9 protein-coding genes are annotated in these 11,436 nt (G+C 66.4%); 3 read left to right on the top strand and 6 right to left on the bottom strand.

Annotated elements, in window-relative coordinates; all coding sequences use genetic code 11:
- The 5 genes from VDP82_RS07420 to VDP82_RS07400 all read right to left on the bottom strand — a co-directional run.
- On the bottom strand, positions 1-564 hold a 564-nt coding region (locus VDP82_RS07420; protein WP_323014216.1), incomplete at its 3' end, for an N-acyl amino acid synthase FeeM domain-containing protein.
- A 114-nt stretch (positions 565-678) separates the two neighbouring features.
- Positions 679-2,970 carry a putative bifunctional diguanylate cyclase/phosphodiesterase gene (locus VDP82_RS07415; protein WP_323014215.1) on the bottom strand — a complete coding sequence of 764 codons (2,292 nt, stop codon included), beginning with the start codon at positions 2,968-2,970 and terminating at the stop codon, positions 679-681.
- Between the two features lie 146 nt (positions 2,971-3,116).
- Positions 3,117-6,446: an error-prone DNA polymerase gene (locus tag VDP82_RS07410; RefSeq protein WP_323014214.1), complete on the bottom strand. Its 3,330-nt coding sequence runs from the start codon at positions 6,444-6,446 to the stop codon at positions 3,117-3,119.
- On the bottom strand, positions 6,443-8,092 hold the full coding sequence (locus tag VDP82_RS07405) for a DNA polymerase Y family protein (RefSeq protein WP_323014213.1): 1,650 nt from the start codon (positions 8,090-8,092) through the stop codon (positions 6,443-6,445). The genes VDP82_RS07410 and VDP82_RS07405 overlap by 4 nt, the downstream gene beginning before the upstream one ends.
- A complete protein-coding gene (locus VDP82_RS07400) occupies positions 7,992-8,795 on the bottom strand; it encodes a hypothetical protein (RefSeq protein ID WP_323014212.1) in 804 nt (267 codons plus the stop codon). Before VDP82_RS07400 ends, VDP82_RS07405 begins: the two co-directional genes overlap by 101 nt.
- Positions 8,796-9,030: 235 nt before the next feature.
- On the opposite strand from VDP82_RS07400, the gene VDP82_RS07395 reads away from it, so the two are divergent.
- From VDP82_RS07395 to VDP82_RS07385, 3 genes are all read left to right on the top strand, one after another.
- The gene (locus VDP82_RS07395; protein WP_323014211.1) at positions 9,031-9,462 is read left to right on the top strand and encodes a TerB family tellurite resistance protein; all 432 of its coding nucleotides are present in this window, start codon (positions 9,031-9,033) and stop codon (positions 9,460-9,462) included.
- A gap of 121 nt (positions 9,463-9,583) precedes the next feature.
- On the top strand, positions 9,584-10,114 hold the full coding sequence (gene ppa, locus VDP82_RS07390; RefSeq protein WP_323014210.1) for an inorganic diphosphatase: 531 nt from the start codon (positions 9,584-9,586) through the stop codon (positions 10,112-10,114).
- Positions 10,115-10,720: a phosphotransferase-like protein gene (locus VDP82_RS07385; RefSeq protein ID WP_323014209.1), complete on the top strand. Its 606-nt coding sequence runs from the start codon at positions 10,115-10,117 to the stop codon at positions 10,718-10,720.
- On the opposite strand, the gene VDP82_RS07380 is transcribed toward VDP82_RS07385, so the two are convergent.
- Positions 10,717-11,271, bottom strand: a complete 555-nt coding sequence (locus VDP82_RS07380) for a dihydrofolate reductase family protein (protein WP_323014208.1) — start codon at positions 11,269-11,271, stop codon at positions 10,717-10,719. The two genes, VDP82_RS07385 and VDP82_RS07380, sit on opposite strands and share 4 nt — an antisense overlap.
- Positions 11,272-11,436 lie beyond the last annotated feature (165 nt).

Below are 11,436 nucleotides of genomic sequence, written 5' to 3'. Positions count from 1 at the left end.
GGTCAATTCGCCCCAGTAGCCCACGCCCGCCATCTGCTCGAGGCCGAAGACCCGGCGGTAGAAGGGACCATGCTCGGGGCGCACCGAAGAGATGCAATGGGTGGCGCCGAAATATTCGCAGGCCATCACGGCCATGCGCAGGGTGAGGTAGGGCAGGGCCGGAAATTCCAGCGAGGCTTCATGGTCTGCGGTGAAGCGGCTGGGATCGACATAGCTCCCCCCGGCCTCGATGACGCCGCCCAGCACATCGGGCCAGATCAGCCGGCTGGGCGAGGTCGGCTCCTCGGCCGTGGCGATATGCAGGCGAATGGAGCTGACCAGCCTGTCGTCGATATAGACGCCGAAGCAATGGCAATTGGGCGCGTCGTCAAAGGCGTCGCGCGTGATCTGCTGGGAATTGACCGGGATGAACGCCTCGCGCCGATAGGCCTCGTAGCGAAGCTTGTAGACCGGATCGAGCTGGTCGCTCGGTGATACCCGCCGATAACGCACCCGATCGAGCAGATCGATCAGGCTCGTTGCAAAACGCGAACTTGTTTGCCTGGCCCCAGTTGCCGCACTCATAGCCACCCGCCCTCTTTGACGGGGGCACCTTAATGCTTTGTTAAGGATAACGGCATGGGCAAAAAGTGGGCCACCAGTGGGCGCCGCGACCCTTGGAGGCAATTCCCCTTGGCGCTACAGCGCTTTAGACTTCATTAACCATTTCTTTGAATTGTCTGCCCTTTTGGCGTTGAGCCGGGTGATGAGCTCGGCGATGTCGCGCTGGGGCAGGGGGCGGCTGAAGAAATAGCCCTGGACCTGCTGGATCGCGGTATGGGCCAGAATGGTATCGAGCTGCTCCTCGGTCTCCACCCCTTCGGCCACCACGATGAGATCGAGATCGCGGCCCAGCCGGGCAACATTGGTCAACAGCCGCAGCGAGCGGGAGTTGTCCACGATATCGGCAACGAAGGAGCGATCGATCTTGAGCTTGGTGAAGGGCAGCGCGTTCAGATAGCTCAGCGAGGAATAGCCCGTGCCGAAATCGTCCAGCGCGATGGCGATGCCGCTTTCGGCCAGCTCGGTCAGCACATGGTGGGCGATGTCGTGTTCCTCGATCACCGCCGTCTCGGTGACTTCGATCTCGAAGCGCGCGGGGGCAAGGCCGCTATCGGCCAGCGCTTCGGTGACCAGTACGGCCAGGTCGCTGCCGCGGAAATCGCGTGCCGAGATATTGACGGTCACTCCCACGTCACCCGGCCATTGCGCGCAGGCCATGGCGGCGTTGCGGATGACCGAGGTGGTGATGTCGGAAATCAGCCCCATCTCCTCGGCCAGCGGCACGAAGGTGGAGGGCGGGATGATGCCCAGCTCTGGATGGTTCCAGCGCGAGAGCGCCTCGCAGCTGACCACCTTGCCCGTCTTCATGTCGAGCAGCGGCTGGAAAGACAGGGTGAGGGCGCCAGTATCGAGCGCCTCGCGCAGATCGGTCTTGAGCCGCTGGCGGTAATGGTAGTCGATGTCCATCTGGGCATGGAAGAGCTGGCTGCGCGCCTTGCCGGCGCCCTTGGCGGCATAAAGCGCCAGATCCGCCTTGGTCATCAGCTCGTCCAGCGTATCCTGCCTGTCGGTGCTGGTGGCCATGCCAATGCTGGCGCTGGCCGCAATGGTCAGGCCTTCCAGGGAGAAGGTGCCGCAAATGGCCTCCTGGAGCGCTTCGGCGTCGCGCTCCAGCTGAGTGCTGCTGTCAACCGCGCCGCGATAGACGACGAATTCATCGCCGCCCAGCCGCGCCAGCACGGCTCCCCTGGGCAGCGTATCGCGCAGGCGGTCGGCCACCTGCTTGAGCAATCCGTCGCCGGCGATATGGCCAAAGGTGTCGTTGACATGCTTGAATTCGTCGATGTCGACGATCATCAGGGACGCCATGCGCTGGGTGTCGCCGAAGCGCCGGGCATCGAGGTCCTCGCTGACCAGCTCGCCGAAATAGGTGCGGTTGGGCAGGCCCGTGAGCGCGTCGTGCCGCGCCATGAAATTGATGCGTTCCTCGGAGGCGACGCGCTCGCTGATATCCTCGAAAAGCAGCACGGTGCGCTGGTCGCGCGAGCTGACGGACACTTCGTAATAATGCCGCGCCGGCAGGCAGAGCAGCACCTTGCCCGACAGGCGCTTGTCGATCATGTCGAGCAGGCGCTGTACCGCCGTGCTGGGCAGGGCCTGGGTCTTGCCCAGGCGCACCAGCACGTCGCGCACCTGAAGGCCGATGAGATCGGGCACGCCGATCAGGCTGAAAAGGCGCACCGCCCGGGCATTGGCGACGCTGACCACGCCCCGCTCGTCCAGCATGCACAGGCCGTGCTCGAGCGTGGCCATGGCCATGTCGAGCTCGGTGGCCAGGCGCGACGCCTCGATGCGGCCGTGGACGGCGCTCAAAAGGATGGAGCGGATATCGCCGGCCAGCTTGCGGTAGCTGACGAGCATCACCAGCAGCAGCGCGGCCAGGACGGGATGGAAAATATCGCCATGCAGGAAAAAGCCCAGCGACATGGGCAGGATGACGCCCAGCATTTGCAGCGTGACCAGCCGGTCCAGGCCGAAATTGCGCGCACAGATGCCCACCATCACCGCGATGGAAAGCGAGACGCTGGCCAGTTCGGCAAAGGGGTCGTCGACCAGCAGCATGGCGAAAAGGCACCAGAAGCCATAGACCAGGGCCAGGGCGCTGCCGCTGATCACGGCGCGGTTTTCCCAGGTTTCGGCGGCTGCCGCGTCATCGTTGTCGATGGCGGCGCGCCGGAAGGCCCGCATGTCGAGATGGCGCAAAGTGCCGATGATGATGAAGGCGACGGCGATGAGGTAAAGCGGCAGGGACTGGGTGCGATAGGCGGTCAGCGCCGCGGTGAGCGCGCTGGCAAAGACCCCGGCCAGCATCGCGCCGCGGTCGCCATAGACCGAGCGGATGATCGACACATAGTCGAGAGCCGGCATTGTCTTTCTTGAAGAGGTGAGCACCTGGTTCCCCTTGTTCCTCCCAATTAGTGCGCTTTGTGCATTAAAAACGCCTTGCCACGCCAAAGGGAGTTGGGGCGGATGGGGATTTCCCCGCAAGAGGGTGAATGTTGCGTTAAACCGTCTCAATGGAAATTGCGCCCTCCCGGCAGGGCGGCATGGGCAACGGGCCGGGCGCGCTCGGTTTCCCCGCCATCGAGCAGGTCGAGCAGCGGGGCGGTCATGTCGGTCATGGTTTCGGCGATGAGATGGATCACCTTGCCATCGCTCTGCACTTGCCCATGCACCGCCAGCAGGCGCGCGGAGAGCACGGTCTTGCGGTTTTTCTCGAAGGTCCTCGGCCAGACCACGATGTTGGCGATGCCGGTTTCGTCCTCGAGGGTGAGGAAGATCACGCCGCTGGCCGTGCCCGGCCGCTGGCGCACCAGCACCAGCCCGGCCACTTCGACGCGCTGGCCGGCAGGCACCCTCGCCAGATTGGCCGCGCGCGTTACCCCCCGCGCCGCCAGCATGGGGCGCAGGAACTGGACCGGGTGGCCCTTGAGGGACAGCGAGAGGCTGGCATAGTCATGGATGATTTCCTCTCCGGGGGTCATTTCGGGCAGGCCGGAGGGCTCGGCCGGCTGTTCGGCCGGCAGGCCGGCGGCGGTGAAGAGCGGCAGGGTTTGCGCCCCATGGGTGCCGATCAGGCCCTTGACCGCCCAGAGGGCTTCGCGCCGATTGAGCCCGAAGGAGCCGAAGGCGTCGGCCCGGGCCAGCTTTTCGAGGCTGGCGATGGACAGGCCGGTGCGCAGCCAGAGGTCGCGGACCGACAGATAAGGCGCGTGCCGCGCGGCGAGGAGACGGACGATATCCTTTTCCGCCAGCCCTTCGATGAGCCGCAGGCCCAGCCGCAGCGCTTTTCGGGACAGGATGTCGCCGGTCATTTCCGCATGGCGGGCATGGATATGATCGGGGACGGCCCAGCCATCTTCCTCGAGCAGGCAATCGAAAGCGGAATGGTTGATGTCGACGGCCCGCACCTCGACCCCGTGTTCGGCGGCGTCGCGCACGATCTGGGCCGGGGCGTAAAAGCCCATGGGCTGGGAATTGAGCAGGGCGCAGGCAAAGACATCGGGATAATGGCATTTGAGCCAGCTCGAGGCGTAGACCAGCAGGGCGAAGCTGGCCGCGTGGCTTTCGGGAAAGCCATATTCGGCAAAGCCCTCGATCTGGGAAAAGCAGCGCTGGGCGAATTCGAGGCTGTAGGCATGTTTGGGGTTTTCCGTCATGCCCTTGATGAAGCGTTCGCGGAAAATCTTGATGCGGCCGGTGCGGCGCCAGGCGGCCATGGCGCGGCGCAGCTGGTCGGCCTCGCCGGAGGAAAAACCGGCCCCGATCATGGCCATCTGCATGGCCTGCTCCTGAAACAGGGGAATGCCCAGCGTTTCCTTGAGCACACTGTCGAGCGGATCGGTGGGGTCGGGCTCCCACGGGTCCAGCCCCTCGCGCCGGCGCAGATAGGGATGGACCATGCCGCCCTGGATGGGGCCGGGGCGCACGATGGCCACCTCGATGACCAGATCGTAAAAGCGTGCCGGCTTCAGGCGCGGCAGCATGGTCATCTGGGCGCGGCTTTCGATCTGGAACACGCCCAGCGTATCGGCCCGCTGGATCATGGCGTAGACGCGCGCCTTCCTGGTCTGGTCGGGGTCTTTCTCCTCGGCCATGAGATCGGCCAGCTCCAGCCTTTGCCCATAATGGGTTTCCAAAAGGCCGAAGGCGCGCTTGAGGCAGCTCAGCATGCCCAGGGCGAGGATATCGACCTTGAGGATCTTGAGCGCATCGATATCGTCCTTGTTCCATTCGATGATGGTGCGGCTGTCCATCGCCGTCTTGCCGATGGGCACCAGGCTATCCAGGTCGTCGCGGGTGATCACGAACCCGCCCACATGCTGGCTGAGATGGCGGGGAAAGCCGCGCAGGACCTTCACCACCTCGAAAAGCTGGGCCAGCACGGGATCGTCGCGATTGAGCCCGAGCGCGCCGACCTCGCCCAGGCCCTTCCCTGAATTGCGCCCCCAGAGCAGCCGGTTGAAGCCATTGATGACATCGTCGGAAAGGCCGAACACCTTGGCTGCCTCGCGCATGGCGCTGCGCGAGCGGTAGCAGATGACATTGGCGGTGAGCCCGGTGCGCCTGCCGCCATATTTGGCATAGACATAGGCCATCACCTCCTCGCGCCGCTCATGCTCGAAATCGACGTCGATATCGGGCGGCTCGTCGCGCTCGACCGAGATGAAGCGCCCGAAGACCAGGCTGGCATCGCGCGGATTGACCTCGGTGATGCCCAGGCAATAGCAGACCGTGGAATTGGCCGCCGAGCCGCGCCCCTGGCACAGAATGCCCCGCTCGTGGCGGGCATAGCGCACGATATCCTCGACGGTGAGGAAATAGGCGGCATAGCCCTTATAGGCGATGAGGCAGAGCTCGCTCCAGATCATCTTCCTGATGTCGTCGGGCACTTCGGGGCCGAAGCGGGCTGCCGCTCCCGCCCAGGTCAGCCGTTCCAGGGTCTGCTGGGCGGTTTCGCCATTGCCGATGGTTTCCTCGGAATAGTTGTAATGAAGCTGGTCGAGGGAAAAATCGATGCGGCCGGCAAGACGCATGGTCTGGGTGATGGCGTCGGGGTGGTCGGCAAAGAGCCGGGCCATTTCCGCCGGGGGCTTGAGATGGCGCTCGGCATTGGCCGAAAGCAGCCAGCCGGCGCCGTCCAGCGTCCGGTGCTCGCGGATGCAGGCCACCACATCGGCCAGGATGCGTCTTGCCGGCTCGTGATAGAGCACGTCATTGCTGGCCAGCATGGGGGCGCCGTGGCGCGCGCCCAGCCCTGCCACCCGATTGAGCCGGGCCCGGTCCTGCCCGTCGAAACGCGGGGTGCCGGCAATCCATACCGCGCCGGGCGCGGCGCGGCATAGCCGGGCCAGCACGGCATCGGTTTTTTCCCAATCGGCCTCGTCGGGCATGAGGATGAGAAGCTGGCCGGCGATGGCGGGGCCGACAAGATCGGCCAGTTCGAGCAAGGGCCGGCCCTTTTCGCCGCGCTGGTTGGCGTGGGTGAGCATCCGGCAGAGCCGGCCATAGGCGGCCCGGTCGCCGGGATAGGCGATGATGTCGGGCGTGGCGTCGGCAAAGCAGAGCCGGACTCCGACGAGATAGCGGAAGGCCGGATTGAGGGCGGCATTGTCGCGTGCCGCCACATAGCCGCGCACCACGCCGGCAAAGCTGTTGCGATCGCACAGGCCCAGCGCGGGAAAGCCCGCCTGCATGGCGGCCAAAACCAGCTCCTCGGGATGCGAGCCGCCATGGAGGAAGGAAAAATTGCTGGTGGCGATCAATTCGGCATAGCCGGGCGCCGCCGCGGGCCGGGCCGGCCGCGGGCCCGCTTGAGGCGGAAAACGAAGCACGGGGCTCATGCGAAAAATCCGTGCAGATACCAGGTGGGCGCCACGGGCTCTCCATAAAATCCCTGCCGGAATATCCAGAAGCGGCAGCCGGTCTCATCCTCGACGGCGTAATAGTCGCGGGTCTGCGCCCGGGCGTCGAAACGGGGCAGGGCGGCCACATAGGGAGGCTGCTCTGCCGGCTTGAGGGTCTGGGGATCGGGCTGGGGCACGAGCTCAAGGCGCTGGCCGCGCCGCCACCATTCGGCCTCCAGCCGCTCGGGACCGGCGGCCCGGAGCAGGCGATAGCTGTTATGGCGCCATAGCATGGCCGCCGGCAGGCCATCGGGCACTTCGGCGGTGATGGCGATGGGCTCGGGCCGGGACAGGAGCCGCAAGGGACGCTCGGGCCGGCGGGGATGGGGCTGGGCTCGGGGAGCCGGGCTTTGCGCCGGAACCAGGCGCATGGCGCGCTCGGGAATGTGGCTGGCTCTCTGCTGACTGCGCAGCACGGCGCCGGCGCCGAGGCGGCTGTCCAGCCGGTCGATGAGATCGTCGAGATCGGCCAGGCCATCGGCGGTGGCGAAGGCGCCGGTCTGGACGGGGTCGAGCGGGCCGGTGGCGCCGGCCTCGAGCCGGATCATGTCGATGCCGAAACCGGCATCGTATTCGCCCGAAAAGCGCTCGGCCCGATGGGTGAAGAGCCGGGTGACATGGACGGGATCGCGCGTCAGCCGGGCGGCGCGCACGGCCAGGGTCATCACCTTGTGGTCGACCCGGTAGAGCAAAAGCGCGAATTGCTGCGCGCCCAGCCCTTGCTTTTCAAGCCGGTGGGCGAGCTGGATGGCCAGATCCCCGGTTGCGGCCAGCACATCGTCCATGAGTCCGATGGGATCGGGGAAACGCCGCTCGGCCCGATATTCGGCCAGGGGCAGGCGCGGCACCAGGCGCTCCTCGGCATGGCCGTAAGCCTGGTCGAGCCGCAGGAGCAGGGAGGATCCGAACCGGGCTTCCAGGGCCGGCCGGGCCCGGCCGTGCAACTGGCCGATGCGGCGCAGGCCCATCTGGGTGAGGCCGGCGATCTGATCGGGGGCGAGCCGCAGGGCCGCCACCGGCAGCCCGGCCAGCCTTTCGGCCAGAGCGGTGCCGTCTACGATCTGGCTGCGGGCGAAATGGCTGAGCGCCCAGGCCGCGCCAATGGTGGGGGCTATGGCCCCGGCCACCCCATAGCCCCGGCTGCGCAGGCGGTCGAGCGCCAGGGTCAGCAGGGCGCTTTCGCCGCCAAAAAGGTGAGCGGCGCCGGTGATGTCGATGGCGAGGTCGCCATAGGAGCCGGGCGGACCCATGACCGCCACCAGCGGGCTGAGATTGGTGTGCCAGTCGGCCAGGTCGGCAAAGGCGGCGGCCAGGCCCGGCCCGTCCAGCGCCCGCACCACCAGACCTGGCAGCAGCGCCCGGGCATCGGCCAGGCCCTGGCCCGGCCAGAGGCCGTGGCTCGCCGCCTCTTCGTCCACCGCGCCCAGGCGGAGCCCGCCCTTGACGGTTTCGGAGAGCGCCAGCGGCCCGCCGAGGGTCGGGTCACGCCGTTTGAGATAATCGGTCGGCCAGCGCGGCAGGAACAGGACGAGGAAGCGCCGCTCCATCGCCCTTTCGCCCTGCGGCGCCAGGGAAAGAGACATCTGCCAGTCCATGATCGGTCCAATCGAGAAGCCATCCGGACTCTTGCCGGAGAAGGGTTCCGCGCTCGAGGCGCAGCTGCCAGCGCGGGGCGCCGGGGGCGCGGGCATCATAGGGGCGGGGGCCGCTCGGCGCCGGCAGGAGATGCCAGCGCAGATGGGCGGCGCTGGCGGGCCGGGCCGGGCCGGCGCGCAGCAGGAACAGCGAGCAGCCGGCGGCGCTGGCCCGCAGGCTCAGGCGCCGGCTGGCGGTGAAGTCGAATCGTCGGGCATTGCCGCCGATCTCGGCGATCACCGCCGCCACCGCCCGGCACGATACCGCCTCCTCGGCGGCCCAGAGCAGCTCGGCCATGTCTGCGGGCCGCACCAGGATGAGCCGGTCGGAAGCAAAGCCGGAAGATTCCAGGCCGGGGGCATAGGGCAGGCCCGCAGAGGCGGATTCGCCGGCCAGTTGCAGATGCAGCACCGCCTCGCGCCGGCCGGTGAGAAGGGGCCGGGCCTGGGCCAGGGCAAAACCCAGCCCGGCCCCGATCTGGTGGCTCCTGTCGGTGAAGATCTCCTGCACCAGCCCGCCCTGCAATTGCGGAAAGCCGCCCATGGCGGATTCCACCTGCGCCCGCGCCTCGGCCAGCGCCGGCTTGCGCTCGATATCGGCAATGGTGGCGCGCAGCGCCGCAAGATGCTGCTGCCGGTCGGCCGGGGGCATGAGCCAGTCCCTGCATGAGTGAACAAAACAGGAACATTTAGACAGGGAATCGCAAAAGAGTCGAGTCCCTTCGCTTTTCGCCGGTGTGGCGCGAACGCATCAGGCGGCGGAGAGAGCGCTGCCTGGCCCTTGCCGCCCATTGAGGAAATCGGGCGGCCTGCTAACTCTGGTGCCGCCGGGAAGACCGGCGCGCAAACCCCTGTCCTGCCCCCAGAACCCCCGAGGAGCCTGCGCCATGTTCGAGTCCATCACGCGCCTGTTCAGCAAGCCCGATGCCGGCCTCGACAGCCATGATCCACGCCTTTCGGTGGCCGCCCTGCTGGTGCATCTGGCCGCCGTGGACGGGCAGATGAAGCCCGAGGAGCGCACCGCCATCAAGCAGGCGCTGCAGGACCATTATGAGCTGGATGAAGTGGCCGTGGATAACCTCGTGCGCCAGGCGGCGCAGAGCGATGCCGAGGCGGTGGATTTCTACAAATTCACCCAGCATCTCACCCGGCTCGACATGGAAGACCGCATCGAGATCGTGCGCATGATGTGGACGGTGGTGTTCGCCGACGCCAAGAATCACGAGCTTGAGGACAATATGGTCTGGCGCATCGCCGAGCTGATCGGGGTTTCCAGCCGCGACCGCACCATTCTGCGCAACCAGGTGGGCCGAGGCTGACGGATCCTTCAGGCGCCGATTTCGTTTTTTGCATGATCCCGATTCGCAATCGGCTTGCCTTTGCGCCCCGATCTGGGCAAAACGCGCCCATCCTCCCTCGACCCATGAGACGTGCTGCCAAATGAATATCGACGCCATTCCGACCGGCAAGAATCCGCCCGACGACCTCAATGTCATCATCGAAGTGCCCCTGGGCGGCGAGCCGATCAAATATGAAATCGACAAAGCCTCGGGCGCGCTCTTCGTTGACCGTTTCCTGTATACCCCGATGCGCTATCCGGGCAATTACGGCTTCGTGCCCCATACGCTGTGCGGCGATGGCGATCCGCTCGACGTCATCGTGATGAACTCGCGCCCGCTGGTGCCCGGCGCCGTGGTGCGGGCGCGCCCGGTTGGCGTGCTGTTCATGGAAGACGATGGCGGGCAGGACGAAAAGATCATCGCCGTGCCCATGCAGAAGCTCACCCGCATGTATGACGGCATCAAGGACATCACCGACCTGCCGGAAATCCAGCTCGAGCGGGTGAAGCATTTCTTCACCCATTACAAGGACCTCGAGCCGGGCAAATGGGCCAAGATCGACCGGATCGGCAATCTGGACGATGCCCGCAAGGTCATTCTCGACTCCATCGAACTGGCCAGGAAGAGCTGAATGACGGGGCGGGACCCGCTCTCGCCCCCGGCTCGGCCCGGCCGCATCGTCATCCTCAACGGGGCGCCGCGCGCCGGCAAATCCAGCCTGGTGCGCGCCGTGCAGCGGCAGGTGCCGGGGCTGTGGCTCAATGCGGGGGTCGACGCCATGGCGGGGCTGCTGCCCGAGGCGCTGCGGCCCGGCATCGGCCTGCGGCCCGGCGGCGAGCGGCCCGATCTGGAGCCCATGGTGGCCGCGCTCTACGCATTGCTGTTCGAGACCATCGCCGCCCAGGCCAAGGCGGGATTCGACGTGGTCGCCGATCTGGGAATGCATAGCGATTATGCGGCTCCCTTCGACCCCATGGACCTGTTGGGCGCAAGGCTCGGCGCCTTTTCCCCGCTGCTGGTGGGGGTGCTTTGCGGGCTCGATACCATCATGGCGCGGCGCAACGCCGATCCGCAGGGCGGGTTCTATGCCGCCGGCCCCGGCGTGCCGGCGCCGGTGCGGCGCTGGCAGGAGGCGGTGCATCGGGGCAAGGCCTATGACCTTACCCTGGCCATGGACGAGATGACGCCCGAAGAGGGGGCCGAGCGCATCGCGGCGGCACTGGCCGCGCGGGGCTAGGCCTCCTCCCGCCTGGCATAGGTCAGCACCACATTGTCCTTGGAGGTCTGCTGGCAGGATTTGAGCACCAGCCGCGTGGTGGGATCGTCGCCGCCGAAAAGATGGCGCCCCTTGCCACTGACCACGGGGTGGATGATGAGCGTCATCTCGTCCATCAGGCCGGCCAGCAGCAGCTGGCGCACCAGCGACATGCCGCCCATGGCGGCAATGGTGCCGCCGGGCCGTGCCTTGAGCGCCCGCACGAAATCCTCCAGATCCCCCTCGATGAGCTGGGAATTGCTCCACTCCAGCGGCCCGGTCAGCGTGTCGGAGGCGATGAATTTGGGCACGGTGTTGATGAAGCCGGCAAAATCGAGATCCTGGCTGGCATTGGGCCAATAGCCCGCCCACTCCTGGTAGCCCACCCGGCCCATCAGCACGGTGTCGACCTCGCTCATGGTCCGGCCGAGCAGCTGGCCCAGTTCATCGTCGAAACTGTCGAACTGGAAGAGATTGGGGGCCTCGGCCACCCCGTCGATGGAATAAAACAGGCCTGCGGTCAGCTTGCGCATTCGTGTCTCCCTGCCGTTCGGAACATTTTCCGGCCGTGAGCATAACGACAAAGCGCGCCGTGGGTTCGGCTTTTTTGTGGGCGGGTTCCGACAAAAGAGCATGCACAGACGCCCGCCGGGCCTGTTGGCCTTGCGGTTTCACGGTGGCAAGCGGCTTCCGCCCCG

This window comes from Devosia sp. (assembly GCF_034675085.1).
Taxonomy (GTDB): Bacteria; Pseudomonadota; Alphaproteobacteria; order Rhizobiales; family Devosiaceae; genus Devosia.
The sequence above is the reverse complement of the archived record's forward strand: the minus strand, read 5'-3'. Positions and strand labels throughout refer to the sequence as shown.

Excerpts from the sequence above, each read along its gene's own strand:
- VDP82_RS07380 (WP_323014208.1), bottom strand. The coding sequence starts at position 11,271 with ATGCGCAAGCTGACCGCAGGCCTGTTTTATTCCATCGACGGGGTGGCC.
- VDP82_RS07415 (WP_323014215.1), bottom strand. The coding sequence starts at position 2,970 with ATGCCGGCTCTCGACTATGTGTCGATCATCCGCTCGGTCTATGGCGAC.
- VDP82_RS07405 (WP_323014213.1), bottom strand. The coding sequence starts at position 8,092 with ATGTCTCTTTCCCTGGCGCCGCAGGGCGAAAGGGCGATGGAGCGGCGC.
- ppa (WP_323014210.1), top strand. The coding sequence starts at position 9,584 with ATGAATATCGACGCCATTCCGACCGGCAAGAATCCGCCCGACGACCTC.
- VDP82_RS07385 (WP_323014209.1), top strand. The coding sequence starts at position 10,115 with ATGACGGGGCGGGACCCGCTCTCGCCCCCGGCTCGGCCCGGCCGCATC.
- VDP82_RS07395 (WP_323014211.1), top strand. The coding sequence starts at position 9,031 with ATGTTCGAGTCCATCACGCGCCTGTTCAGCAAGCCCGATGCCGGCCTC.
- VDP82_RS07410 (WP_323014214.1), bottom strand. The coding sequence starts at position 6,446 with ATGAGCCCCGTGCTTCGTTTTCCGCCTCAAGCGGGCCCGCGGCCGGCC.
- VDP82_RS07400 (WP_323014212.1), bottom strand. The coding sequence starts at position 8,795 with ATGCCCCCGGCCGACCGGCAGCAGCATCTTGCGGCGCTGCGCGCCACC.